Source organism: Lacinutrix himadriensis (assembly GCF_001418105.1).
GTDB classification, from domain to species: Bacteria; Bacteroidota; Bacteroidia; order Flavobacteriales; family Flavobacteriaceae; genus Oceanihabitans; species Oceanihabitans himadriense.
The window spans coordinates 873393-899766 of the sequence record NZ_LIQI01000022.1; the positions used below are offsets into that span (position 1 = coordinate 873393).

The following is a 26374-nucleotide window of genomic DNA, read 5'->3' on the forward strand; positions in this document are numbered from 1 at the left end:
AAGCCACTCCTTTAAGAGTGGCTTTTCATTTTTATAATAGACTAATATTATAAAATAATAAGAATGTTTACTGTAATAATTCATATTGAAATTGTGGATAACCTCTTTCTCCTGTTTGGCTTTCCACTGCTGTGAATCTTAGCTTATAGTAGTTGTCATCCGTATCCTTGATAATGTAGTATCTGTCCTCTCTTACAGATGTTTCCCCAGTCATATAATCGACACTTCTCCAGCCACTTCCTATAACCGTACGATCATTGTAAATAAAACTGGCTTCCGTAATAGCATCGTATGTGAAATTTGTATAATTAGGGGTTGTGTCGTCTTCCACAGTAATCGGGTACAAGCCAACACCACCTAGCGTATTGTGTAATGAATAATCTGAATACGTTAAACCTGCAGCTAAAGTACCTTGCTGACCATAATAAGAAAATACACCACCAAAATCAATATCCCAATTAGAAGATATTGGCTCTAAAGTTGCAATTTGCTCATCCGTTAAGCTTACAGTAGTAAGGTTGTAGTTGCTATCTTTACTTACCGTTAATTCCGAAAAATCAGTTGTGTTGCTTAAGGCAGCATATTGAATCGTGTAACTGTTTCCGTCTGTTAATACTCTAACCTTCATAAAACCTCTTGAGTCTCCAGTCGTGTTTATTGTTCCATTATTTGTTGTAGGTATTTCGTTTCCTAAGTTGATAATGTACACATTGTTCTCGCTATCTGTTGTTGATATTTCTTCAAATGCAGTACCTGTTAATTCGCCTTCTTTAGTATCCGTAAAAGAAATGCCAGCATTTAAATCACCATATTGGTAATAGTTTACAGGTAAACCTTGCATTAATTCAGCAACAGTATTTACTGTTACAGTGGTAGGTGTAAAAGTTGGATCTAATGCATTTAAGGTTAACGGAGATGTTAAAGTTGTAGTTTCCGTTACTGTTGTAATATCCGTAATACCTTCTAATTCTGCAGCAGATACTAATAAAGCACTGTTAAGATAGACTCTGTTTTCCGAACCGTTATAAACAGCAATTTCCCAAGAATCGCGATTTACAGCGACTTGGTTACCTGTACTTAAATCTACAAAAACACGATTTGGTTGATTAAATCCACCTACTTCTGGGTCAATAATTCCACCAGAAGATGGCGGTGTCGTTGTTACTGTGTTTCCACCATTATCGTCACTACTACAGCTTGTAACAACTACAGCGGTAAGGATTAATATCAGAGTTAAAAATTTGTTTGTCATAATTATTAGTGTTAAAAATTTAAATTATAGGATAGTTTTAAAAAATAGGATCGGCCATTACCGATTAATCGGGAACTTGATGTCGAAGCAGTATGTGCTCCAGCAGAAGATTTAGTGTTTATGTTTACAACATCTAGTAAGTTTCTTGCTCCTAATGTTGCATTTATTCTAGGTGTAATATCTGTTCTTATGGATGCGTTTAACCAAGTAAAAGCATCGGTTTCTCCAATAAACAATTCGCCATCCGTATCCGTAAAGACACCTTGAGTTTTACCAGTATGTTTTAATTGGCTACTAATAGTGGTATTCCACTTGTCTATATTGTAAGCTAATGTGGCTTGTAAGTTTAAGCTCCACATATAATTGGATGGATTATCTAAAGATTCATTAATAGCATTTGTAATGCCCAAATAAGTGGCTCCCAATCCTACATTCCAGTTTTTATAGATAAAACTGTTTTCTAAATTGAAACCTAATCGTTTACTATAATCTATATTGTCTTGTGTAAATAGAATGCTGCCATCTTCATCTTCCGAAGTAATACTAGCTATTGCGTCTTTTAAGTCCATATAAAAGAATGTGAATTTTTGATTTAAAAAGCCTTCTTTGGCAATCTTATAATTGTTTTTAAGGTTTACAAAAACAGAGATTCCATCTTCTGGTTGTAAATCAGGATTCCCTCTTACATTGTGATTGGAGTCTACAAAGTAGTAAAAGAGCTCTTCAAAGTTTGGTGCTCTATATGCAGATCCTACAACCGCTTTTAGTTTTATTTTCTCTGTAAAATTATAAGTAGATGACAACGACCAAATTATATGATTATTAAATTGAGAACTATTTGTAAATCGTACACCCGGATTTATAGATAATTTTTTAAAAGGTTGAAATTCGGTAATCCCAAATAATTCATAATTAGTTATGGTGTTTTCTACTACATTATTAGAATAATTTCCTGTAGCAATAGCATCAAATCCTTTTTGATTAGTGAATTCATAACCTAACTGAAGATTAAAAAAATCAGACTTTGGTACTATATTATTTACAAAAACTTTAGAGTACCATACTTCACTAGATTGGCTTACAGTATCTGTCTCTACAGATTGCGTTTGTTCTTCTAGAATATTGTAAACATATTCTTTGTAGTTTCGTTTTTGAGTTTGATACGAAAAGGAAAAATTATAGTTTGTAGCTCCATGTAATGGTCCAGAAACATTTAAATTATTTACCCATCGATCTGTTTTGTAGTTTTCATCAACAGCTGTAGGATTAAGAACACCATTTTCATATCTCCCATTTACTGTTCTATTGTAAATATCTAGGTTTTCATTAAAGTATTGAAGCTTGTAAAACAAGTTGTGTTTCCCTAAGTTTAAATCCACATCTCCAGATACGGTTATTTGTTCTTTCGGATTCCACTCGGTGCCTCGCAAACTATCGTTTACAACTATTCCATCTTCTATATTAACATAGTTTTTTCCTTTAAATCCATTATAAAAACCTGCAAAATCATTTCTAGAAGCACCAACAGAATATGCTAATTTTTCATTAACCTGGTTGGTAGCTCTTACATTTTGAATATGTCTTCCCTTATCAAAGAATTCAAATTCATTACCCACAGTTTCTTCTTGAATGGATAACTGAAGTTCCCAACCATTATCTTTTAATCCTCTTTTTGTGATAATATTAATTACACCTGCAACGGCGTTATCCCCATATAAAACACCCATAGATCCTTCCACAATCTCTATACGTTCCACATCATCTATATTTAATTGGGAAATATCGATGTTGTTACCTAGACCATTATCACTAATAATTGGTATGCCGTCTACTAATATTTTTACATATTGACCATCCAAACCAAATAAGCTTATGGTAGAACGACCATTAGAAGCGTCTGGATTGACGGTAATGTTTAAACTGTTTTGTAAAACATCTGCTAAGTTATTTCCAGCAACATTTCTATGTCTTTTCTTTTAATAGTTCCAACAGTAAATAACTTTTTACTAACAGACATAACATTACTTTCTCCTACTATAACTACTTCGTCTAGTTTTTCAATCTTGGTAGTGTCCGTTTTCTTTTCTTGAGCACTAATCGCGTAACTCAAAAAAAGTAAAAAATAAAGTGTAATATTATTTTTATTTAGACTCATTCTATTTTATATTTGTCGCAAATATAGAATCTTATTTTAATTCAATCTAAATAAGAATAAATAAATTTAAATTTTTTTTAAACCCAATAAATAAAACTTTAATAATGAAACATTTACCCTTATTATTCATTTTATCATTCGCATTTACCTTTAATGTAAGCGCACAAAAAAAGAAGGAACAAGATCAAAAAGCCATTAAAGCGATGTGTGGTTGTTATGAAGTAAGCTTTAATTTTGCAGAAACTTTTCAATACTCGGAAGATTCTACATACGTTGCTTCGAAAACAAAATATGATAAAGGATTAGAATGGGTGCAATTGGTAGAAGACAATAAAGACAAAATAGCAATGCAACATTTATTAATTGTTGGTTCTAAAGAACAACCATATATTGTGAAGCATTGGAGACAAGATTGGGAATTTGAAAACACAAACTTATATGAATTTGATCACGATAATAAATGGACATTTGTTAATCTTCCAAAAGAAGAAGTAAAAGGGCAATGGTCTCAAAAAGTATTTCAGGTAGATGATAGTCCGCGTTACGAAGGTTCTGCAACTTGGGTACATGTAGATGGAAAAAGCTATTGGGAAAGTACAACAGCTGCACCTTTACCAAGACGTGAGTACACCAAACGTAGCGATTATAATGTGACTCTTAGAACAAACCGTCACGAGATTGTAGAAAGCGGTTGGATTCATGACCAAGATAACGATAAAATTATTCGTCAAGACGCTAAAGATGATGTGTTATTAGCACAAGAAAAAGGATATAATACCTATGTTAAAGTAGAAGATAGTAAATGTGTTGCAGCACAAGAGTATTGGGCTAAAGAACAAGTTAAATGGGCTTTAGTACGCACTAAATGGGACGAAGTATTTGCAAGAAATCAAGATTTAATTTTAGAAGAAAAAGTAGATAATAAAGTATTGTTTAAGTATTTATTTGATAAAGAAAAATACCAAACAGCAGAAGAAATTAATCCATTAATAGAATCATTTGTAAAAAAATAATATGAAGTATTTAAAAAACATAATAACCGTTGTCACTCTATTTTTAAGCACGCTAGGTTTTGCGCAAGAAAATATATTTTTAAACCGTGATTTTTGGAAATCGAATCCAACCATTGCAACTGTTGAAGCTAAAATTCAAGAAGGAAATGACATTACAGAAGCTAATGGCAATAATTTTGATGCTGTGGTATATGCTATTTTACAAGATGCACCAGTAGCAACTATTAAATACATGCAGTCTAAAGAAGGAAACGATGCCAATAAGCTAACACACGATGGTAGAACGTACATTTTTTGGGCAGCATATAAAGGTAATATAGAGGTAATGGAATACCTACTTAGCAAAGGCGCTAAAACAGATATTACAGATGATAAAGGAAATACCATCTTAAATTTTGCAGCTGGTTCCGGACAACAAAATACGAAGGTGTATGACCTTTGTATTGCAAATGGTGCGAATGTAAAAACAGATGTAACACCAAAAGGAGCTAATGCTTTATTATTAGCTGCTCCTTACGATAAAGACTTTGCGTTAATCAACTATTTTACTTCCAAAGGAGCTAGTATAAATAGTGTAGATGCAGATGGAAATGGCGTATTTAATTATGTAGCGAAAACAGGAAATGTAGACTTATTAAATCAATTACTTAAAAAAGGGGTAAAAGGAAACGATAACGCTTTTATGTTTGCAGCAGCCGGAACTAGAGGGAATACAAATACCATAGATTTATACAAATACTTAGAAAGTGTTGGTTTAAACCCGGAAAAAGCTTCCATTAAAAACGAAACACCTTTACATATTTTAGCAGCCAGAAGTAAAGATTTAGAATTGGTTAGTTATTTCTTAGATAAAGGAAATGTAAATGCAATCGATGAAAACGGAAACACACCATTTATAAACGCAGCAAGCCGAAACAATTTAGAAACTGTTTCCTTATTATTTAAGCAGGTTAAAGATGTTAACCAGGTAAATAAAAAAGGAGAATCTGCGCTAGCTTTGGCTGTTGCAAATAACTCGCTAGAAGTGGTTCGTTTTTTAATAGAAAATAAAGCCGATGTTACCATTTTAGATGCGAATAAAAATAACTTAACGCCTTATTTAATAGCCTCTTTTTCGACTAAAAAATCAGATGTTTTTGAGCAAAAGTTAGGTGTTTTAGCTAAAAACGGACTGGATTTCACCAAAACGCAAGAAAATGGAAATACGCTATTTCATTTAGCATTAGCTAAAAACGATATCGATATTTTAAAGTTTATAGCGCCATTTAAAATAGATGTAAATGCGAAGAATAACGAAGGGAATACAGCTTTACATTTAGCAGCTTTACAAGCGAAAGACACAGAAATCTTAAAGTATTTATTATCTATTGGAGCTAAAAAAGATGCAACTACAGATTTTGATGAAACTCCTTTTGATTTAGCATCCGAAAACGAAATTTTAAAAGCACAGAAAATCAATTTAGATTTTTTAAAATAATAAATAATTTAGAGTTTGTAATGATGAACTGTCACACGGAGCGGAGTCGAAGTGTCTTTTCAGATTTCATAAAATTATAACCTCAAAAAAATAAAGTTACACATGAAATTTAAATCCATATTAACGGTTTGTTTTTTAGCAATAACAATGCTATCCTTTACCACTATAAAAGAATCTACATCGTATAAATGCATGATTCAAATGATTAATTATACAGGTGAAAATGCCTACGTGGTTATTTCACTTATTAATCCGGAAGGGGAATACGAAAAAACCTTATACGTGCAAGGAGATGATGATGAGTGGTATCACGATATTTCAGAATGGTGGAAATTCTACGGAAAGAAACGCTCTAGTATCGACGCTATTACAGGAGAAACCATTGCTGGAGGCGCAAGAACGATTAGCGTTTTAGAAATTGAAGATTCTAAAATTGATGCCGGTTACAGTATTCGTTTTGAAACGGCTGTAGAAGATCAAGAATATTACACTAAAGATGTCGAGTTTCTATTAACATCAGAAAGTGTTAAAAGCAAAAAAGAAGGTACAGGGTTTATTCGTTATGTGCGTTTAATGCCTAACTAAAACACAATTGTCACTTTGAGAGCAGTACAAAAGTCTCCTAAATTTAAAAAAGCATGACCATTTCCATTTGGAGATACAGCCACTTAACACTAGCTGTATCTTCTTTTGTTTTTATTTTATTAGCATCCATAACTGGAATTATTTTGGCGTTCCAACCCATTTCAGAAAAGCTAGAACCGTATAAAGTTTCTAATTTTGAAAACATAACGGTTGCCGAAACGATTAGCAATTTAAAGGAAAAATATCCTGAAGTTATCGATGTGCAAGTAGATGCAAGCCATTTTGTTTTAGCATCTGTTATTACTAACGATGGTGAAAGTTTAAATGGGTATATAAATCCGAGAACAGTAGCGTTTATTGGAGATAAAATAGAAGTGTCCAAATTTTTTAAATGGGTTACTAATTTTCATAGGTCGTTGTTTTTAAAAGGAATCGGACGCTTTTTTGTAGGATTATGCTCCTTTCTATTATTATTAATTGCTGTTTCCGGAACGGTTTTAATACTAAAAAGACAAGGCGGTTTAAAGAAGTTTTTCTCGAAAGTAGTAAACGAAAACTTCAGTCAGTATTGGCATGTTGTTTTAGGAAGACTGTCGTTAATTCCAATAATTATCATCACCATTACAGGTGTTTATTTGTCGGCTGAAAAATTCGATTTACTTCCTAAAAGTAGCGTTAATCATACCGTAGATTTTGAATCCCTTTCGGAAACACCAAAACAAGATATTCAAGATTTTCCTATTTTTAAAAACACAAAACTTTCCGAAGTAAAAACCATAGAATTCCCTTTTTCGGAAGCTGTAGAAGATTATTTCACACTTTCCCTTAAAGACAAAGAAGTTGTTGTAAACCAATTTACAGGCGAAACTTTAAGCGAAATAAAAACACCTTTAGTTACGGTATTTTCTAATTTAAGTCTGAATTTACACACTGGAAAAGGCAGTATTTTATGGTCTGTAATTTTAGCAATTGCAACCGCAAATATTTTATTTTTTATCTATTCTGGTTTTGCCATGACGCTAAAACGTAGAAAGTCTAAACTAAAAAATAAGTACAAAAAAGACAATAGCAAATATGTGATTTTAGTAGGATCGGAAAACGGAAATACCTTGCCTTTTGCTAACCAATTGCAACAACAATTAATAAAAGCAGGAGAAAGCGTTTACATCGCAGAGCTTAATAATTACGATATCTATAGTAAAGCAGAGCATATTATAGTTCTGACTTCTACTTATGGCGAAGGCGAAGCGCCAACCAATGCCAACGTGTTTTTAGAACGATTAAAAACGGTAAAACAAGTACAAGAAATAAGCTATTCTGTAGTTGGTTTTGGATCTTTAGCATATCCCGACTTTTGTAAATTTGCTTTCGATGTAGATGCAGCGATGCAGCTTCCGTTTAAACAAGAATTACCCATTTTTACCATTAATGATAAATCGGTAACTTCCTTTGAAGAATGGGTGACCCTTTGGAACAAAAACAGAAAGCTTCCTATATCTATTTCCAAAGAAAAACTAGCTGTAAAACCAAGATTAAACAACACCTTTACGGTGGTAGATAAAACCAAAGCAGAAGACCATGCCGACAGCACTTTTTTAATCAAATTAAAACCGAACACCAAGAGATTTACCTCTGGAGATTTGTTGGCTATTTATCCTAAAAACGATTACAGAGAGCGTTTATATTCTATAGGAAAAGTCAACGGAAAAGTACAGTTAAGTGTAAAGCTGCATGAAAACGGATTGGGCTCCGGTTTCTTAAGTAACTTAAATAAAGGTGACCTTTTTAAAGCACGAATAATTAAAAACACAGCCTTTCATTTTCCTAAAAAAGCTTCCAAAGTTATCTTAATTGCCAACGGAACAGGAATTGCTCCTTTTCTAGGAATGCTAGATCAAAACACCAAAAATATAGAGACTCATTTGTATTACGGACTAAGACAAAATGCTTCGTTTAACCTGTATCGCGACGTTATTAAAGAGAATTATAAGAGCAAAAAATTCACCAAACTAAAACTAGCGTTTTCAAGAGAAGCACCTAAAAATTATGTGCAAGATCTTCTAAAACAGGACGCTTTGTTTGTAGCAGAAACATTAAAAAACAATGGTGTAATTATGCTTTGTGGATCCTTAGCCATGCAAAACGATGTCTTGGCTGTTTTAGATGTCATTACCACAGAAAATTTAAGCCTACCGTTAAGTGCATTTATAGAAAAAAATCAGATAAAAACAGATTGTTACTAATCTCAAAAAAGAGAAGCCTATGTGTAGTAATATTAAAACAATATCTAAAGTTACAAGTGGCGAATTATCTATTTGTACGAAGTGTAATGTATATCATTTAGAATTTAATAATATCTATTTTGAATTTTCAGAAGCACAATACAAACAGTTTAAAAAATACTTGTTCGCTATAGATTCTGAGTACTGGGAAAACAAATATGGAGATGCAAAAGTAAAACGAAAAATCCCTGTACCCTCTTTGCAATCCAATCTTGTTTTAATGTTTAATAGACAAGAAATAAAAGAATTGAAATCGCTTTTCTCTAATAAAAAACAGATCTATAATAAGTATTTAAACGTAGACGATATCGATTACACACTAATTTTAAATTAGTATTTAAACAGCTTCCGTTTCTGGGGTTTCCTCTTCTTTTTCTTCCGCTTTAATAATACTAGGGAAAATCATTGGAGCAAGGGATTTTACAGGTTCATATAAAATGGAATCCTTTAAATCTTCTTCACCAACAAAAGGTATGGTGTTATTCATTCTGCTAAAAACACCTAGAATAATACTTAAAACCAATCCTATTTTTAAAGCACCAAATACACCACCAAGTAATTTATTAATAATTCCTAAAGCAGCAAAATCAGCCAATTTAGTTAATGCTTTTCCTGCTAGTGAAATCACTAAAATAATGACTACAAAAGTGATAGCAAATGCGACTATGTTCGTGTATTTTTCCTCCCAATTTACTTTACTAGCTAAAAATTCTGCAGCAAAACCACTAAAATGTATGGCGCCATAAACTCCTGCAATCAAGGCAACAAGAGAAGCAACTTCTACAAAAAGTCCCTTCATAAATCCTCTAACCAATCCAAAAAGAAGTAATGCTCCTAAAATAATATCTAAAACGCTCATAAAATTAGAATTTTGTCAAATATAGAAAAAACAAATCTTCTCTCCTTTTTTAATAAGAAATCAACGTCACAGCACGTCAATATTTAATAGATTTATCGACTTAAATGTCTCAAAGTGACAACAAGGTTTAGTAACTTTGTAGCTTAATAAGTTTCATTTAAAAAGATTCCTGCTTTCGTAGGAAGTGAACATGGCAAGAGATACAGAATTAAAAGAACGCTGGGAATTGGTAGTAGAAAAACTATCGAATCAATTTGCAGATGGCGACATATTAGACTTAGATGCCATCATTTATTTAATAGGTTTACAAGAACTTGGACAATTAGATAGAACCTTTAAAAAAGACCAAAAACTAGACCTTATGCACATTGCAATCTGCAAAGTCCTTACGCCTTATGGCTATTATGAGTTAGATTTTGTAGACGAAGAAGGTTGGCCGCATTACACTACAAAAGGAGAATTACCACACTTAAAAGCAGGAGAACAAAGCGTTTTAATGAAAGAAGCCATTGTAAACTACTTTGTAGAAACTGGATATGTTAAATAATTAGGGCGTTACCACAAGGGTCGCACTTTTCGCAGTCGCTATCCAAGATGAGCTCCAACAATGCTCCAATCGCTAACGCAAATCACAAGGAACGTCTGTAATTATCCAGTAAATTTTTTATTTACTAGGACAATCGCATTCTTTTTTCAAGATTACTTCGTCCATTCCACCTCGTAATGACGATATTTTATTTAAATTTGCCACCTATTTATACACACCATGATAGACAAGATAAAAGAACTCATAGCAGAAGCCGAAGTATTTAAAGCACAATCGATTGAAGAGGTTGAAGCTTTTAGAATAAAATACTTAGGTAAAAAAGGATTGTTAAACGACTTTTTTGCAGAGTTTAAAAATGTAGCTAACGACCAGAAAAAAGAATTTGGTCAAACCATAAATAAGCTTAAAAAAACGGCCGAAGAGAAAGTTAACGCTTTAAAAGAAGAGTTAGAAGGAAAAGAGGAAGAGGCTGGCGTTTATGCCGATTTATCTCGTCCGGGAGAACCAATAGAAATAGGAGCACGTCATCCAATATCTATTGTTAAAAATGAGATTATCGATATCTTTTCTCGCATCGGTTTTAACGTAAGTGAAGGTCCAGAAATAGAAGATGACTGGCATAACTTTACCGCATTGAACTTGCCAGAATACCATCCGGCACGTGATATGCAAGATACCTTCTTCATTCAAACCGATCCAGATATTTTATTGCGTACACACACAAGTTCTGTGCAAGTGCGTTATATGGAAAACAATAAACCACCAATTAGAACCATCTCTCCAGGAAGAGTATTTAGAAACGAAGCGATTTCTGCACGTTCCCATTGTTTCTTCCACCAAGTAGAAGGTTTATATATTGATAAAGATGTGAGTTTTGCCGATTTAAAACAAACACTGCAATACTTCACAACAGAGATGTTCGGAAAATCGAAGATACGTTTACGTCCTTCTTACTTTCCATTTACAGAACCAAGTGCAGAGGTAGATGTATATTGGGGATTAGAAACAGAAACAGACTATAAAATTACCAAAGGAACAGGTTGGTTAGAAATTATGGGTTGTGGTATGGTAGATCCAAACGTTTTAGAAAACTGTGGTATTGATTCTAAAGTATATTCCGGTTTCGCATTCGGAATGGGAATAGACAGAATTGCCATGCTATTAAATCAAATTAGTGATATTCGACTACTAAGTGAAAACGATGTAAGATTCTTAGAGCAGTTTAAATCTGCATTATAAAAACAAAAAAAAGCGTTATTTTAAATAACGCTTTTTTTTTGCTTATTAGTTAAGTGTCTCCTGAAACAACTTATAAATTCTACGGTATTCATCAGACCAGCTGGACGATTCTTTAAATCCATGCGATTCTAAAGGAAAAACAGCAAGTTCCCAATTTTCTTTTTTGAGTTCAATTAAACGCTGTGATAATCGAACCACATCCTGAAACTGTACATTGGTATCAATCATACCATGAAGCATTAATAGGTTGCCTTTTAAGCCTTCAGCAAAATAAATTGGAGAACTTTGTTTGTATGCTATTGGGTCTTCAACAGGTGTGTTTAAAATATTAGCAGTATAGCCATGATTGTAATGTGCCCAATCGGTTACAGAGCGTAAAGCAGCACCACTTTTAAAAGTGTCTGGTGCGTTAAACATAGCCATTAAAGTAATAAACCCACCGTAAGAACCTCCATAAATACCAAGTCTGTCTTTGTCTATATCTTGATTTTCGATCAGGTATTTTGCGCCATCCACTTGGTCGTCTAAATCTTTGCCGCCCATATGTCTGTAAATCGCTGTCCGCCAATCCCGACCGTAACCAGCACTCGCTCTAAAATCTATAGCCAAAACCGTATAGCCATTATCGACTAAAAAATTATGAAACATATATTCTCGGTAATAGGACGACCACCAATGATGTACATTTTGTAAATACCCAGCACCATGAACAAAAACTACGGCAGCACCATTCTTTTTTGCTTCTGTAGGTTTGTATAACGTTGCAGGAACTTGTGCGCCATCTCTTGCTGTAAAGTGTATGATTTCAGAATCTATCCACTCATAAGACTTAAAAATATCGGTTGTAGATTCGGTTAATTGCGTCATTTTGGCTCCAGCCTTGTTAGGCATTACGTACAACTCCCAAGGCTTGTTGGTATAAGAATATCGAATGGCTAATTGGGTTTCATCTGGTGATACCACAACTTCATGACCTCCTTGACGCGATGTGATTTGTGTCATTTTACCACCTTTTGCTGGCAAATGATAAAAATGATTTTCGTGCGGACTTACCTTATTACTGTTTAAAAAGAAAGTGGATTGGTCTTTAGATAAGCTTACATTCAAAATTTCAAAATCACCTTCCGTTAGCGCTTTAATTTTTCCGGAGTTCACATTAGCGCTATATAAATGGGTATAACCCGTTTTTTCAGATTTAAACCAAATGTTGTTTTTGTCTAACCAACCCATTACACCTGGTGAAAACCAACCTACTCCAGGACCGCCAATCCACGCATCATCATGCTGTCTGTCTATGCCTTTTAAGCTTCCGTCTTCTAGGTTTACTAACATAATCCAACGGTCTTTATAATCTTGAGAGGTAATGTTTACCACAGCTTTACTGTCGCTTGAAAATATCGGACTGCCTATTTCTACATTTCTTGGGTTTTCATAAGTTGCTTCATAATCGGAAGGATTTTCAGCATATTCTTTTAAGTATTTAGGCTTGTCTTTAATGCCTTCCATAGCATCCGTTTTTATTGGATATGTTTCCTCGGTTTCTAGGTTTAAAATCCAAGATTCGTACGTATAGGAATCACGGCCAACTTTGGTTCTTGCGTTTAAATTTTTAGTATACCCACTTTCAGTAACATAGTCAGGCACATTGGTGCTTTTGTTTTTTGGAGCAGTATACAAACGGTAAATGACATAGTTTAAATCCGGAGAAATATCCATGTCAAATATTTTTTTGTCCCCTAAATAAATGACTTTTTGACGATTAGCGCTCGTTTGTTCTTTTCTGTAATTTTGAGCATCCCTTTCGTTTTTACGTTTTTCAAGAATATTAAAATGTTGTAATTGATCGTCTTCTAGCCATTGATCTTGTGCATTAAGTTTGCGTTCTTTTTTCTTCTTTCCGTTTGTAAAATTGGTAAGCTGTGTGGTGGTTCCTTCGCTAATATCCCACTGGAATAAGTTGTTATTTAGTTTATATATAATAGATTTTTGATCTCCTGAAAATATAGGATTCGATTCTCTAGCATTGGTATTCGTGATTTGTTTTTTTGTGAAGCTTGAGGTGTTCATTAAAAACAAATCGCCTCCTTTTTGGTACAGTTTCCATAATCTATCTTTAGAATAGGTACCAAAAGTTGTTTTTTGTTTAAGGTCCTCAAAAGATAGTTTGTGTGTTTTTTTTGAAGCAATATTTACTTGATAGGTAGAACGAATGGTATCGTTATCTGGATTCCAGCTAAAATAGATGTCTTTACTATTATCAGACCAGCTCATGTTGGTTGGTAAGTAACCTACAAAGTCTTCCCCTTGCATAATTTGATCTATACTAAGCACAGATTGGTTTTGATTTTGCCCAACACTTGGAATTGTTATTAGAAGGGAAATAAAGAAAATAAGCTGTTTCATATGGGTTTTAAACAATTAGTTAGTTACAAATCTAAGTGTTTTGAATCTAAGAATAAAACCCGATGAAAAGGGCTTTTTCTAATTTAACAATTCTTTAACTTCGTTTAGTTCGGTTTGTTCCGAACCTAACTCTATATTTGCATAAAATTTGCTGCGTTAGAATAATTCACTTTCGAGAACAGTAATAATATATTAAAAAATGAAAGATAATATCTGTAAAGAGAAAATGGCTTTAGTTGAAAAACTAGGAGTACATATTGAGTCTAGAGATAAGTTAGCACCTGTTGCAGCTCGTATCTTGTCTTATGTCATTCTTACAGGAAAAAAAGGGACTACTTTTGAAGATCTGGTTAAAATACTTTGTGCAAGTAAAAGCACCATTTCTACACATCTTAACCATTTACAAGATTTAAAAAAGATTAAGTATTTCACTAAAACTGGAGATCGCAAAAAGTATTTTGTAATTAATAAAGATACCATAATTCAACATATTGATAGAATGGTAGATCATTGGGATGAAGAACGTAAGATACATCTTGAAATTAAGATGTATAAAGAAACTATAAATAAGCATAGATTAGAAAATGAAGAAGAAAAATTCGATTTAAACTTTCATAACGATTATATCAAATTTATAGATGGAGCATCTTCCTCTATTCAGGAATTAAGAACAAAAATAACAGACAATCAATTCGATATTTAAACCAAGTAAAAAATGAAACATAATAAAATAGTAATGTTCCTAGCACTAAGTATATTCTTAGTCATTGTTAGTTGTGGAAACGCAGAACAAAAACCAGCAGCAGCGGCAGCAACTCCTCCTGCTCCTTTTCCTGTTACACAAGTGCAAAGTAAAACGGTAACTGGGTTTACAGATTATCCAGCTACTATTGAAGGAATTGTAAACAGTGATGTAAGAGCTAAAACCTCTGGGTATATTGAAAAGGTTTATGTAGACGAAGGACAAAAAGTACGCAAAGGACAAATGTTATTTAAATTAGAAACACAGTCTTTAAGTCAAGATGCGGGAGCAGCAAGAGCACGTGTTAATGTAGCACAAGTGGAGGTAGATAAATTAGTGCCTCTAGTAGAAAAAAACATTATTAGTGCGGTACAATTAGAAACTGCTAAAGCGAATTTGGCACAAGCTAAAGCAAACTTAAGTGGTGTTTCTGCAAATATTGGCTATGCAACTATTAAAAGCCCGATAGATGGTTATGTTGGTTCTATTAATTTTAGAGAAGGTGCTTTAATTAGTCCAAGTGATGCAAGACCTTTAACTTCAGTAAGTCAAATAGACCAAGTATATGCATTTTTTAGTTTTAACGAAGCACAATACATAGACCACTTACAAAGATCTAAAGGCCAGAATAAAGCAGAGCGTATTAAAAATGCACCAGACTTAACTTTAATCTTAGCTAATGGTAAAGAATATTCTGAAAAAGGACGTATTCAAACCAGTACCGGACAAATTAACCAAAATACAGGTACCATTCAAATTAGAGCTGCTTTTGATAACCCTAACGAAATTTTAACGAATGGAAATAGTGGTAAAATTAGATTTCCTATAGAATATAAAGATGCTATTGTGGTACCACAAACGGCAACTTTTGAGCAACAAGGAAATATTATGATTTTCAAATTAGGGGAAGACAACAAAGTGGTGACTTCCATTTTGAAAGTACAAGGAAGAGTGGATAATTTATATGTTGTAGAATCTGGAATAGATGCAAACGACAAAATTATTATATCTGGTATTGGAAAATTAAGAAACGGCATGGCAATCTCTCCTCAAGACACCTCTTTTGAAGAAGCGATTAAGCCGGTTGCAACTTTATTCAGAAATTAAATAACCACCAAACATATTTATCATGTTAAAAACATTTATTGAAAGACCAGTGCTTTCAACAGTAATCTCTATTATCATAGTTATGCTAGGTGTTATTAGTATCACCAGCTTACCAATAGAAGAATACCCAGATATTGCGCCGCCAACTATTAAGGTAACCGCAAATTATACAGGAGCAAATGCCGAAACGGTTTTAGAGAGTGTCATTGTTCCTATTGAAGAACAAATTAACGGTGTAGAAGGGATGACGTACATTACTTCTACAGCTTCTAATACCGGAACTGCAGAAATTACAGTATACTTTGATCAAGAAATTGATGCAGATATTGCGGCTGTAAACGTGCAAAACCGTGTGTCTAGAGCAACACCTTTATTACCACAAGAGGTAATTCAAACAGGTATTACCACACAAAAACAAGAAACCAGTGCATTGATGTTTATTTCAATGTATTCGAAAAGTGAAAATTACGATGCTACATTTATTCAGAATTACTTAAAAATTAACGTGATTCCAGCCATGCAACGTATTAGTGGTGTTGGTGATGTTAGTGTATTTTCACAACAAGATTATGCGATGCGTATTTGGTTAAATCCAGAAAAATTAGCATCCTATAACTTAATTCCTTCCGATATTTCAGCGGCTTTAGCAGAACAAAATTTAGAAGCTGCAGCTGGATCTTTAGGTCAGAATAACGGAGAATCTTTTTCATACACTTTAACCTATAGCGGTCGTTTTAAAAACGAAAGCCAATACAGTGATATTGTAATTAAAGCCTTAGGAAACGGAGAGTTTTTACGTTTAAAAGATGTTGCTACTATTGAATTAGATGCACAATCGTATGCATCGAACGCGATGAGTATGGGTAATCCTGCTGTTTTTATGGGGATTTTTCAAACGAAAGGATCTAATGCACAAGAAATTATTGAAAACATAAAAGTAACTTTAGAACAAGTAAAAGCAGATCTTCCAGAAGGTTTAGATGTATTTGTACCTTATGATACGAGTTTGTTCTTAAATGCGTCTATCGAAAAAGTAATTAGTACTTTATTAGAAGCCTTTTTATTAGTATTCTTAGTGGTATTTATCTTCTTACAAGATTTCCGTTCTACGTTAATTCCTGCAATTGCAGTACCCGTTTCTATTATTGGTACTTTCTTTTTCTTGAATATTTTTGGATACTCTATAAACCTTTTAACGCTATTCGCGCTAGTTCTTGCTATTGGTATTGTGGTAGATGATGCCATTGTAGTTGTAGAGGCGGTGCACGCCAAACTAGATGAAGGCGAAAAGGATTCTAAAAAAGCAACACTAACAGCCATGAATGAAATTTCTGGTGCTATTATTTCTATTACTTTGGTGATGGCAGCAGTATTTATTCCGGTAACCTTTGTAACGGGTCCAACAGGAGTATTTTATGAGCAGTTTGGTGTGACCTTAATTATTGCGATTTTAATTTCAGCAGTAAACGCATTAACCTTGAGTCCTGCATTATGTGCTTTGTTATTAAAAGGACATAAAGAAGACGAAGATTTAAAAGGGAAAGGACCATTAAAACGTTTTTACACCTTATTCAATCGCGGATTTAACGCGACAGTAGAACGTTACGGTAGATCGCTTCAGTTTTTATACAAAAGAAAATTTATTTCTGTTTTATTATTAATCATTGCTGTTGTCGGAATCTATTGGGCTGCAACAACAACACCAACAGGATTTGTACCTAATGAAGATAGAGGAATTATTTTCGCTAATATTGAATTACCTCCTGGAGCTTCACTAGATAGAACGGATGCAGTAGCAAGAAAACTTTATGATAAAGCGGAAGGAATTGAAGGTGTTGTCGCTATTAACTTTATTAAAGGTAGAAGTTTAATTAGTGGTGCTGGTAGTAACTTTGGTTTTGGAATTATAAAACTAGAAGATTGGGCAGATCGTACAGATCCATCGCTTTCCGCGCAAGCGATTACCGGAAAATTATTTGGTATAGCAGCAACCATTCCAGATGCTAATATTATTTTCTTTTCACCACCAAGTATTCGTGGTTTTGGTAACTCTTCTGGTTTCGAAATTAACTTACTAGATAAATTTGGAGGAGAGTTCACCGATTTAGACAAAGCAAATAAAGAGTTCTCTATGGCTTTAATGAGTCATCCAGAAATTAAATATGCAACATCGGCATTTAACACGAACTATCCGCAATACGAGATGGAAGTGAATGTGCCTTTAGCAAAAGAAAAAGGAGTATCTGTAACGAGTATCTTTTCCACATTACAAGGGTATATTGGAGGGATTTATGCTTCCGATTTCTCTAGATTTGGAAAACAATTTAGAGTATATATTCAAGCGTTACCAGAAGACAGAGCAGATGAAAGTGCTTTAAATAGTATGTATGTACGAACTGATTCTGGCGAAATGACACCAATTACACAGTTTGTAACTTTAAAGCGTGTGTATGGACCACAATCGGTAACGCGTTTCAACTTGTTTAATTCCACAACCATAACTGGTGCAACAAATGACGGATTTAGTACAGGAGATGCCATTCGAGTGATTGAAGAAGAAGTTGCAAAATTACCAAGTAATTATACCGTTGCATATTCTGGTTTAACACGTGAAGAGGTAAATGCAGGAAACCAAACAACGTTCATCTTTATATTAAGTATCCTATTTGTATATTTCTTATTAAGTGCACAATATGAAAGTTACTTATTGCCATTTGCAGTCGTATTTTCATTACCATTTGGTGTATTCGGAGCATATATAACTACCAAATTCTTAGGCTTAGAAAACAATATTTATTTCCAAATTGCCTTGATAATGCTTATCGGATTGCTGGCTAAAAACGCCATACTTATTGTGGAGTTTGCATTGGCAAGACGGAAAAATGGCGAGACCATTGTAGATGCAGCAATTCACGGCGCAAAATCCCGTTTACGTCCAATTTTAATGACCTCATTCGCCTTTATTTTAGGATTAATGCCTTTAGCATTAGCAAAAGGTGTTGGGTCTGAAGGAAATAACTCGATTGGTTCTGGTGCCGCAGGAGGAATGCTTATTGGTACTATTTTAGGAGTCTTTGTAATTCCTATCTTATTTATATTATTCCAGTGGTTACAAGAAAAAGTTTCCGGTAAACCAACAGTACAAACTATTGAAGAATAAAAAGATGAAAACCATTATAAAACATAGAAATTTTAGTAAACCGATTCTTTTACTGGTAGTTGCATTAACATTACAAGGTTGTTTTGTAGCGCAAGAATATGCAAGACCAGAATTAAATGCAGAAACGGAAGCACTTTACAGAACCGATAATTTACCAACAGATAGCGTTTCTATTGCAGACGTATCTTGGAAAACGTTATTTACAGATACTTACTTACAACAGTATGTAGAAGAAGGTCTGCAAAATAATATGGATGTGCGTATTGCGCTACAACAAATAGTAGCTGCTGAAGCGTATGCAAAACAAGGGAAAGCAGGATATTTGCCAACCTTAGATGTAGGTGCGAATTATACCCGTCAAGAGTTTTCTGAAAACAGTCAGTTTGGGTCCATATTTAGTGGTGGAACAGATACCTATGACATCACCGCAAACCTATCTTGGGAAGCAGATCTTTGGGGGAAAATAAGAAGTGGTAAAAGAGCTACGCAAGCAGCATATTTACAAAGTGTTGCAGGACATCAGTTGGTGAAAACACAATTGATTTCTAGCATCGCAAATACGTATTACAACTTATTAGCTTTAGACGCACAGTTAGAAGTAACCAAGCAAACGATTGCAACTAGAGAAAGTGGTGTAGAAACTATTAAAGCACTTAAAGATGCTGGTCAAGTAACACAAGTTGCCGTAGACCAAAATATAGCACAATACAATAATGCAAAAGCGTTACAGGTAGATATTGAAACCGCTATTTTTAAAACAGAAAACACGTTAAGCATTTTATTAGGTAAAGGACCACGAAACTTTGAAAGAAGTAGTTTAGATCTTCAGAAAATAGAAGAAGATATTACACTTGGTGTGCCAGCAGCATTACTTAGTAATAGGCCAGATGTTATGGCTGCAGAGTACGGTTTAATGGAATCTTTTGAATTAACTAATGTGGCGAATAGTAACTTATATCCATCGCTAACATTAACCGCTTCCGGAGGATTGCAAAGTTTAGAATTAGATAAGTTGTTAAACTTGAACTCCTTATTTGCAACAGTCGTTGGAGGTTTAACGCAACCACTTTTAAACCAAAGGAAACTTAAAACACAAAAGGAAGTTGCTATAGCACAACAAGAGCAGGCGTTACTTCAGTTTAAAAAGACATTATTAGTTGCAGGAAACGAAGTGTCTAATGCATTGTTTTCTTATGAATCGGAAATTAAAAAGTTCGAATTTAGAAAAAGCGAAGTGGAAGCTTTACGTCAAGCGGAAAGCAACTCGGAAATCTTACTTAAAAACGGATATGCAAACTATTTAGATTTATTAACTGCTAGACAAAGTGCATTAAGTGCAGAGCTTAATGTTATAAATAGTAAACTAAATCAATTAGTGTCTATTGTAGATTTATACGAAGCACTTGGTGGTGGATGGAGATAAAATAAATAAAAATGATTACCAAAGCGCAATTGTTAAAATGTTCTATTACAAAGTTTACGCAATGCGGAAGCAAGCATGTAACGTTAGACGAGATAGCAAATACGCTTGGGATTTCTAAAAAAACAATTTATACCTTTTTTGATAACAAAGAAGACCTAGTGACTTCTAGTTTGGAAAGCTTATTAAACGAGTATAAAGAAGATATAAATGGGATTGTTAGCAGCAATGGTAACGATCCTATTTTGTGTGTAGTGTTAATTTACAAAAGAGGGTTTGAGTATTTAAAATACTTTAAGCCCTCTTTTCTTTTTGGATTAGAAAAGTATTACCCAAAAGCAAGTGCTTTATTTGATGCGTTTGTTGAAGAGTTATCCAATACTACCGTTTATAATTTACTGGAACAAGCCCAAGAATCTGGTGCTATTAAACAAGAGGTGAATCTGGAATTAATAGTAAAAATTTATTTTTTCAGAATTGATAACCTGGTGTTTAAAGAGGATAATCTATTTGAGGTGTTTCCAAAGGAAGAATTATTTAGGCATTTAGTGCTCTATAATTTAAAAGGAATAATTACTCCTAACTATTCTAATTCTTATTTGGTATAGTTTACTATTTTTGCAGCATGAAAAAAGATATTGACATCCCAAAAGTCGAAGGTGTTTACCTTGCAGTTGTAAATGAATACAACGATATTTATAAAACCCAAGATTGGAACGCGTATATCATTAATGATAAAGAGGTAGATCTAGAAATGGTACTTATTGTTACTAGTGGCTATTCGGAAGATAAAATGACTTCTATTTTTAGAAAAAAACTAGACAAGTTACCTAAGAAAAGCTATGCTAAAATAGAATTAATGCAGGAAGATTTATTTGCTATAAATAATCAATTTAAAGTCACTTTTTTTGAAGGGAATACCATGTTTGACAAAACATATACGTTTAGAAAAAACACCATTAATTTAAAAGCTTTGCAAGCAGTTCCTTTAATGGAAGCAAAAGGTGTTTTGGTAAAGTAAATTATTTGAATACTTTTACATAAGGTTTTCATTGAAATCTATTAGAAGTATGCAAAACAACCAGTTAATTCAATACTTAGAAGCTTTTGGAGCTTTAACCCCTGATGATAAATTGTGTTTATCAGAAAACGTTAGCGTTAAAACATATAAAACCGGAGACGTATTTTTACAAGCTGGAAAAATAGCGAATCAAGTTGGCTTTATCACCGAAGGCGTATTTCGGTATTTTTTCTATGATGGTCAAGGCAACGAGATTACTTCTTATTTCATGTCCGAAAACCAATTTGTAACCAACGTTACTAGTTTTAATGAATATTCATTTAGCTCCGGAAGTATTGCAGCAGAAACCGATTGTGTTGTTTTAATGATCGATAGACAAGCCTGGGAGTTATTTGTTACAGAAATACCAAGTTGGAATGCTATTATTGCAAAAATCACCTCTAAAGTGCTGCTTGAAAAAACAAATTTTCAACGCCAATTAATAAATCAAGATGCAAAATCTTCTTATTTAAGTTTATTAAAAACAAATCCATCTATTATAAATAGAGTGCCTCAAACACACATTGCTTCCTTTTTAGGAATCACAAAATTCTCGTTAAGCAGAATTCGAAAACAAATAGTGGACGAATAGTATTTGTTGTCAAATGGCAACGCGCAGCCATTGTATCCTGCCGATATTTGTATCCTAATACTTAATAAAACTATTATGAAAAGGATATTAAAAATAGTTGGAGGTCTTTTTGCGCTTCTTGTGGTTGGTATCGGAGTTATTTATTTTTTCTTTCCTGAAAAAATAGTAGATTTTACCTATTCGCAAAATGCAAGTAAAGCACATTTAACAGCCAAAACAATAACTGTAAATGGGTACAATACGCACTATTATACAAACAATAATAAAACAGCAAAAGACACCTTAATATTGCTTCATGGTCTTGGCGATGATAAAAATAGCTTTGTACAATCAGCTACCTTTTTAACGAAGGATTATTATTTAATTATCCCAGATCTGTTGGCTTCTGGAGAGAACAAAAAAGAATCTTCTTTAGACTTAAGTATTAAAGGGCAAGTCGATTTTTTAAATCGGTTTTTAAACCATTTAAAAGTCAAAAACTTTAATCTAGCAGGGAATTCCATGGGCGGGCATGTTGCTGCTGCTTATGCTGTTGCGTATCCAGATGCGGTAACATCGCTAGTGCTTCTAAATGCGCCAGGATTGAAATTAGATGATCACGTAGTGTATTCGGGTTTTGGTAGTATTTTAAAAAATGATGCCGATTTAAACACCGTTTTGTCTCGAGTGTTTTATAAAGTACCAGAATTACCTGGGCCGATTAAAAAAATGTACATCTCACAAATAAATGATAGTCGCGATTTTTTAAATAATAACATTATTCCGCAAATAAAAAACGGACAATATTTTGATTTACAAGATCAAATAAGCCAGATTAAAGCTCCAACTTTAATCCTTTGGGGAAAACACGATGCCGTTGTAAAGTTTAATGTAGCAGAGCGATATAACAGAGATATCTTGCTATCTGAAATAGAAATTTTAGAAAACGCTTCCCATTCGCCACAATTAGAAGTACCAGAAGTTGTAGCAATAAGTATTAATGATTTTATCCAAAAAAAAGTAAAGTAATGAAAGCAACAGTACCAACAACTAGAGAGCAACATATAGCAAAAGTGCAATTATACAGATGGTATCAATTGTACGAAAGAGCCATAAATGAACAGCGTATTGCTAATCAATTAGATCTTTTAGAGGAAGATGTCTATATGAAATCTGCCGCAGGTGAAATGCGAGGAAAAGTGAATTACCCAGAAAGACTTACGGTTTATAAAGGATGGAAAAACGCACATCATGTAGAGCATGTAAACATTACGACTTCGGAAAAAGGATTGCACTTGGAAGCAGATTTACGTTATCAAAATATACTTCCCGATGGCGTGAAGGCAAGCTACACGATACATTATAATACCGAAATGGTTAAAGGTGAAGGCTATTTACCAAAATTTTCATCTATAGAAATAATTCCTAGAGGAGAAACAAACGAGGTTTTTGAAGATGCGTATCCTACCAATAGAGTAAAATCTTTAATGTATTATTGGATTGCATCCATGGAAAATTTAGATGGCAATGTAACGCCTTTTAAAGAAGTGCTAGCAGATGATTTTGTGTTGAATTTTTCTACGTCAAGTACAATTACTTCTATTTTAGATTTAGAGAAATGGCTAAACGGAACACCGAAGCAGTTATCGAATAGCGAACATTATCCGAAGCATTTTGAAGTCAAACAAATTATGGAAAACGAATACGAAATGACGGTAGTTTTCGACTGGAAAGGAAAAACGAAAGCTGGTAAAAACTTAGAAGGTACCACAAAGCATACTTGGTATATTATAGATAATCCAAACGATAGATTTGCTAAAATTTTAAAGGTAGATGTGGTGCAAACCAATCCTTTTAAGGAAGTAAATTAAGTTTCTATAAAACCCTTCCGTCTTTTATTTTCTTAGGAAAATAAAATCCATCTTCCCTTGAAAAAAGGGAAGGAATTAGATGGTATTGCAAATCGGGATGGAGATGTATTTAATCCTTTAGTTTTACCTAGGAATTGAAAGAAACTCTCCTCCTTTTTTCAAGGAAGACGAGGTGGTTTTTATATTTAAACACACACACACTATTTTATGTACAGAAAATGCAATTAGCAAGCAAGTGCGTTAGCGATTGCAGTGACATCCTTTTGCTTTTTTGCAAAAGATATAACGGAAAGCGCGACCATTTGTAGCTTTTTCAGCGAAAGATGGTAACGCCAAAATAACCTAGATAAAATGTAATAATTTTTTTGTTTTAATCCAGCTTATCCGTCAGTTTTTGAAACACTTTTTTAGCGTCTTACCTTCATATAAAATCTCGTAAACCGCATTTATAATTGGTAGTTGTGTTTTCTTTTTATTTTTTTCGTTTAGTACATGTGCCGATTTTGTAGCGTAATAGCCTTCTGCAATCATGCTCATTTCCATTTGCGCAGATTTTACGGTGTAACCTTTACCAATCATGTTTCCAAACATTCTATTTCTTGAAAAAACAGAATAACCGGTAACTAATAAATCGCCTAAATACGCCGAGTTATTAATGTTGCGTTTCATTTTGTGCATTTTCTTGATAAAGCGTTTCATTTCACGAATGGCATTACTCATTAGTACACTTTGAAAATTATCACCATAACCTAAACCATGGGCAATTCCGGCTGCAATGGCGTAAATATTTTTAAGCATTGCAGCGTATTCTGTACCAATGACATCATCGCTAATTTTGGTTTTAATATAATCGCTAGACAATGCGTCTGCTATGCATTGCGCTTTTACAGCGTCTATACAAGAAATGGTTAAATAGGATAAACGTTCTAAGGCAACTTCTTCGGCATGGCAAGGACCAGAAATTACAGCAATATTATCTAATGGAATTTTATATACATCATGTAAATGCTCGCCAACTAGTTTTCCGGTTTCTGGGATGATCCCTTTTACTGCAGAGACCACAATTTTATCTTGAATATTATAGGTTAGCTTTTCTAATTCCGAATGCATAAAAGCAGAAGGTATAACAAAAATGAGTACGTCTGCATAGGCAGCCATTTCATTGATGTCATTCGAGAGTTTTAACTGCTCGGTATGAAACTCTACAGAACTTAAATAACTTGGGTTGTGCTGCTCTTTTAATAGATGTTCTTTAATATAAACGCTTCGCATATACCAACCAATTTCTTGTTGGTTTTCACATAGCATTTTTACAATTGCAGTAGCCCAACTTCCGCTACCAAAAACAGCATATTTTAAAGGTTTGCTCATTAAAAATATTTTCTTTTTTAATTTCCGTGACAACGGAAACCGTAATTATTAGAATTTCAAAAATAAGCAAAATATCAATCATATTAAATAGTTGATTGCTAATTAGTTGTGTTTTTTGGCACAAGTTTTGAATACCCAAAAGTATTAACTTTAAAACGAACGATTATGAAAACGACAAAACTACTTTCGGTATTTGCTATTATAGCATTATTATTTACCTCGTGTTATCATGAAGATGTTTACGTAGATGATTACAATAGCAATTATAATAATCCAGCACCAACAATTTCTATAAACCAATTATTGAATTCTTACGAGTTGTGGTATGTAGATATTAATCAAACCATAGGATATGGGGAAACCCGTTTTTTACAAACAGCCTTTACCATATCTTTTAGAAACGGATTGCTTTATGCGAACAATAACTTAGTAGGGATTGGTAGCCAAGGAAATGGTTTTGGAATTCCTGTTGGTTATTATGATGCATATAATATGATTTTAGATGTAGATCATGATATAGATGGTTTTGAAACTTTTGATGTGTATAAAATAGACTATAATACTATTGAATTGTATAACCCATATAATGATACCTCGTATTTTTTACATGGTTACCAAAGAGCAAGTTTTGACTATGACTTTGTTTTTTATGATAACATTCATTATTTCATGCAAGAATATGAAGCTTGGGAGAAAACATATACAAGCAACTATGGCGCTTTAAACGAATTTGATAATGAAAACTACATGCAGTTTTTAGCTGGTGGAAATGGATCTACTTTTAGAAGCTCACAAGATGCTACAGGAATGAATATTAATAATTTGTATTGGGATTACTCTGGGATTTATGGCATTGGTGATGTAAACGGAAATCTATACAAAAAAACATTAACATTAGATTATGATTACTTTGACAATGAGTTTTTTGAATTGAGCGTTATTAATGATAGTACCATAGAATTGTTTCACAATGCATCTGGAACCTTATATGAATTTAAAGGAAGAGGTTATATACAGTATTTAAAAACAGGTACAACAACAGATAAAACAAAATCTAGTGCAGAAAAGAAACGTGTACAACGTGCTGTGAAAAAAGAAAATACAAGAGAGAATACACGTGTGAAATAGAGAGCACACATTACAATTTTGGTTGGTTAGTTAATCGAGAAACCGTTTAAAAAGAAATTTTTAAGCGGTTTCACTTTTTATAAAATTTTGGCACATTAGTTGTTAACATTAATAGTAGTTAGGAACTATTTT

22 protein-coding genes and 1 pseudogene are annotated in these 26374 nt (G+C 33.4%); 17 read left to right on the forward strand and 6 right to left on the reverse strand.

Features of this window, described 5'->3' with window-relative positions:
• Positions 1-67: 67 nt before the first annotated feature.
• Genes AMD28_RS11505 through AMD28_RS11515 form a run of 3 tightly spaced genes read right to left on the reverse strand, consistent with a single transcriptional unit; the run spans position 68 to position 3407 of the window.
• The gene (locus AMD28_RS11505; RefSeq protein WP_055444246.1) at positions 68-1252 is read right to left on the reverse strand and encodes an HmuY family protein; all 1185 of its coding nucleotides are present in this window, start codon (positions 1250-1252) and stop codon (positions 68-70) included.
• An 11-nt stretch (positions 1253-1263) separates the two neighbouring features.
• A complete protein-coding gene (locus AMD28_RS11510; protein ID WP_241492498.1) occupies positions 1264-3165 on the reverse strand; it encodes a TonB-dependent receptor plug domain-containing protein in 1902 nt (633 codons plus the stop codon).
• 26 nt (positions 3166-3191) lie between these two features.
• Positions 3192-3407 carry a hypothetical protein gene (locus AMD28_RS11515; RefSeq protein WP_055444248.1) on the reverse strand — a complete coding sequence of 72 codons (216 nt, stop codon included), beginning with the start codon at positions 3405-3407 and terminating at the stop codon, positions 3192-3194.
• A 104-nt stretch (positions 3408-3511) separates the two neighbouring features.
• On the opposite strand from AMD28_RS11515, the gene AMD28_RS11520 reads away from it, so the two are divergent.
• The 5 genes from AMD28_RS11520 (at position 3512) to AMD28_RS11540 (ending at position 9098) form a co-directional block, all read left to right on the forward strand.
• Entirely contained in the window at positions 3512-4420 is a 909-nt protein-coding gene (locus tag AMD28_RS11520) for a DUF6607 family protein (protein ID WP_055444249.1), read from the forward strand.
• Between the two features lies 1 nt (position 4421).
• Complete coding sequence (locus AMD28_RS11525) at positions 4422-5897, forward strand: ankyrin repeat domain-containing protein (protein ID WP_055444250.1); 1476 nt, start codon at positions 4422-4424, stop codon at positions 5895-5897.
• A 102-nt stretch (positions 5898-5999) separates the two neighbouring features.
• On the forward strand, positions 6000-6482 hold the full coding sequence (locus AMD28_RS11530) for a DUF2271 domain-containing protein (RefSeq protein WP_055444251.1): 483 nt from the start codon (positions 6000-6002) through the stop codon (positions 6480-6482).
• 53 nt (positions 6483-6535) lie between these two features.
• Positions 6536-8725 (forward strand): PepSY domain-containing protein, encoded by a 2190-nt coding sequence (locus AMD28_RS11535; protein WP_055444252.1) that lies wholly within the window; start codon positions 6536-6538, stop codon positions 8723-8725.
• Positions 8726-8744: 19 nt separating this feature from the next.
• Entirely contained in the window at positions 8745-9098 is a 354-nt protein-coding gene (locus AMD28_RS11540; protein ID WP_055444253.1) for a DUF6686 family protein, read from the forward strand.
• 3 nt (positions 9099-9101) lie between these two features.
• Here AMD28_RS11540 and AMD28_RS11545 read toward each other — a convergent pair whose 3' ends face one another.
• A complete protein-coding gene (locus AMD28_RS11545; RefSeq protein ID WP_055444254.1) occupies positions 9102-9623 on the reverse strand; it encodes a CvpA family protein in 522 nt (173 codons plus the stop codon).
• A 190-nt stretch (positions 9624-9813) separates the two neighbouring features.
• Here AMD28_RS11545 and AMD28_RS11550 point away from each other — a divergent pair, with 190 nt between their 5' ends.
• Together AMD28_RS11550 and pheS are read left to right on the forward strand one after the other, a co-directional pair.
• The gene (locus AMD28_RS11550; RefSeq protein ID WP_055444255.1) at positions 9814-10170 is read left to right on the forward strand and encodes a hypothetical protein; all 357 of its coding nucleotides are present in this window, start codon (positions 9814-9816) and stop codon (positions 10168-10170) included.
• Between the two features lie 219 nt (positions 10171-10389).
• On the forward strand, positions 10390-11409 hold the full coding sequence (gene pheS / locus AMD28_RS11555; protein ID WP_055444256.1) for a phenylalanine--tRNA ligase subunit alpha: 1020 nt from the start codon (positions 10390-10392) through the stop codon (positions 11407-11409).
• Between the two features lie 45 nt (positions 11410-11454).
• Here the strand turns inward: pheS and AMD28_RS11560 are convergent, their stop codons facing one another.
• Positions 11455-13812 carry a S9 family peptidase gene (locus AMD28_RS11560; RefSeq protein ID WP_055444257.1) on the reverse strand — a complete coding sequence of 786 codons (2358 nt, stop codon included), beginning with the start codon at positions 13810-13812 and terminating at the stop codon, positions 11455-11457.
• 199 nt (positions 13813-14011) lie between these two features.
• On the opposite strand from AMD28_RS11560, the gene AMD28_RS11565 reads away from it, so the two are divergent.
• The 9 genes from AMD28_RS11565 to AMD28_RS18675 all read left to right on the forward strand — a co-directional run bounded on the left by AMD28_RS11565 (position 14012) and on the right by AMD28_RS18675 (position 23743).
• The gene (locus AMD28_RS11565) at positions 14012-14515 is read left to right on the forward strand and encodes a GbsR/MarR family transcriptional regulator (RefSeq protein WP_055444258.1); all 504 of its coding nucleotides are present in this window, start codon (positions 14012-14014) and stop codon (positions 14513-14515) included.
• 12 nt (positions 14516-14527) lie between these two features.
• Complete coding sequence (locus tag AMD28_RS11570; protein WP_055444259.1) at positions 14528-15661, forward strand: efflux RND transporter periplasmic adaptor subunit; 1134 nt, start codon at positions 14528-14530, stop codon at positions 15659-15661.
• Between the two features lie 22 nt (positions 15662-15683).
• On the forward strand, positions 15684-18821 hold the full coding sequence (locus AMD28_RS11575; RefSeq protein WP_055444260.1) for an efflux RND transporter permease subunit: 3138 nt from the start codon (positions 15684-15686) through the stop codon (positions 18819-18821).
• A gap of 4 nt (positions 18822-18825) precedes the next feature.
• Positions 18826-20244 carry an efflux transporter outer membrane subunit gene (locus AMD28_RS11580; RefSeq protein WP_055444379.1) on the forward strand — a complete coding sequence of 473 codons (1419 nt, stop codon included), beginning with the start codon at positions 18826-18828 and terminating at the stop codon, positions 20242-20244.
• A gap of 11 nt (positions 20245-20255) precedes the next feature.
• Complete coding sequence (locus AMD28_RS11585; RefSeq protein ID WP_055444261.1) at positions 20256-20849, forward strand: TetR/AcrR family transcriptional regulator; 594 nt, start codon at positions 20256-20258, stop codon at positions 20847-20849.
• 17 nt (positions 20850-20866) lie between these two features.
• A complete protein-coding gene (locus AMD28_RS11590; RefSeq protein WP_055444262.1) occupies positions 20867-21262 on the forward strand; it encodes a hypothetical protein in 396 nt (131 codons plus the stop codon).
• 49 nt (positions 21263-21311) lie between these two features.
• Positions 21312-21893 (forward strand): Crp/Fnr family transcriptional regulator, encoded by a 582-nt coding sequence (locus tag AMD28_RS11595; protein ID WP_055444263.1) that lies wholly within the window; start codon positions 21312-21314, stop codon positions 21891-21893.
• Between the two features lie 75 nt (positions 21894-21968).
• Positions 21969-22901, forward strand: coding sequence for an alpha/beta fold hydrolase (locus AMD28_RS11600; protein ID WP_055444264.1), 933 nt, complete (start codon positions 21969-21971; stop codon positions 22899-22901).
• On the forward strand, positions 22901-23743 hold the full coding sequence (locus AMD28_RS18675; protein ID WP_055444265.1) for a hypothetical protein: 843 nt from the start codon (positions 22901-22903) through the stop codon (positions 23741-23743). Before AMD28_RS11600 ends, AMD28_RS18675 begins: the two co-directional genes overlap by 1 nt.
• Positions 23744-24113: 370 nt before the next feature.
• Here the strand turns inward: AMD28_RS18675 and AMD28_RS11610 are convergent.
• Positions 24114-25114, reverse strand: a pseudogene (locus tag AMD28_RS11610) (NAD(P)H-dependent glycerol-3-phosphate dehydrogenase).
• A 165-nt stretch (positions 25115-25279) separates the two neighbouring features.
• Between AMD28_RS11610 and AMD28_RS11615 the strand changes: the two are divergent.
• Positions 25280-26242 carry a hypothetical protein gene (locus AMD28_RS11615; RefSeq protein ID WP_055444266.1) on the forward strand — a complete coding sequence of 321 codons (963 nt, stop codon included), beginning with the start codon at positions 25280-25282 and terminating at the stop codon, positions 26240-26242.
• The last annotated feature ends 132 nt before the right edge of the window (positions 26243-26374 follow it).

Bases quoted from the DNA above. Each gene is read 5' to 3' on its own strand.
- AMD28_RS11535 (WP_055444252.1), top strand. From the start codon at position 6,536: ATGACCATTTCCATTTGGAGATACAGCCACTTAACACTAGCTGTATCT.
- AMD28_RS11520 (WP_055444249.1), top strand. From the start codon at position 3,512: ATGAAACATTTACCCTTATTATTCATTTTATCATTCGCATTTACCTTT.
- AMD28_RS11505 (WP_055444246.1), bottom strand. From the start codon at position 1,252: ATGACAAACAAATTTTTAACTCTGATATTAATCCTTACCGCTGTAGTT.
- AMD28_RS11585 (WP_055444261.1), top strand. From the start codon at position 20,256: ATGATTACCAAAGCGCAATTGTTAAAATGTTCTATTACAAAGTTTACG.
- AMD28_RS11515 (WP_055444248.1), bottom strand. From the start codon at position 3,407: ATGAGTCTAAATAAAAATAATATTACACTTTATTTTTTACTTTTTTTG.
- AMD28_RS18675 (WP_055444265.1), top strand. From the start codon at position 22,901: ATGAAAGCAACAGTACCAACAACTAGAGAGCAACATATAGCAAAAGTG.
- AMD28_RS11575 (WP_055444260.1), top strand. From the start codon at position 15,684: ATGTTAAAAACATTTATTGAAAGACCAGTGCTTTCAACAGTAATCTCT.
- AMD28_RS11550 (WP_055444255.1), top strand. From the start codon at position 9,814: ATGGCAAGAGATACAGAATTAAAAGAACGCTGGGAATTGGTAGTAGAA.
- AMD28_RS11595 (WP_055444263.1), top strand. From the start codon at position 21,312: ATGCAAAACAACCAGTTAATTCAATACTTAGAAGCTTTTGGAGCTTTA.
- AMD28_RS11565 (WP_055444258.1), top strand. From the start codon at position 14,012: ATGAAAGATAATATCTGTAAAGAGAAAATGGCTTTAGTTGAAAAACTA.
- AMD28_RS11545 (WP_055444254.1), bottom strand. From the start codon at position 9,623: ATGAGCGTTTTAGATATTATTTTAGGAGCATTACTTCTTTTTGGATTG.
- pheS (WP_055444256.1), top strand. From the start codon at position 10,390: ATGATAGACAAGATAAAAGAACTCATAGCAGAAGCCGAAGTATTTAAA.
- AMD28_RS11600 (WP_055444264.1), top strand. From the start codon at position 21,969: ATGAAAAGGATATTAAAAATAGTTGGAGGTCTTTTTGCGCTTCTTGTG.
- AMD28_RS11615 (WP_055444266.1), top strand. From the start codon at position 25,280: ATGAAAACGACAAAACTACTTTCGGTATTTGCTATTATAGCATTATTA.
- AMD28_RS11580 (WP_055444379.1), top strand. From the start codon at position 18,826: ATGAAAACCATTATAAAACATAGAAATTTTAGTAAACCGATTCTTTTA.
- AMD28_RS11570 (WP_055444259.1), top strand. From the start codon at position 14,528: ATGAAACATAATAAAATAGTAATGTTCCTAGCACTAAGTATATTCTTA.
- AMD28_RS11590 (WP_055444262.1), top strand. From the start codon at position 20,867: ATGAAAAAAGATATTGACATCCCAAAAGTCGAAGGTGTTTACCTTGCA.
- AMD28_RS11530 (WP_055444251.1), top strand. From the start codon at position 6,000: ATGAAATTTAAATCCATATTAACGGTTTGTTTTTTAGCAATAACAATG.
- AMD28_RS11525 (WP_055444250.1), top strand. From the start codon at position 4,422: ATGAAGTATTTAAAAAACATAATAACCGTTGTCACTCTATTTTTAAGC.
- AMD28_RS11560 (WP_055444257.1), bottom strand. From the start codon at position 13,812: ATGAAACAGCTTATTTTCTTTATTTCCCTTCTAATAACAATTCCAAGT.
- AMD28_RS11540 (WP_055444253.1), top strand. From the start codon at position 8,745: ATGTGTAGTAATATTAAAACAATATCTAAAGTTACAAGTGGCGAATTA.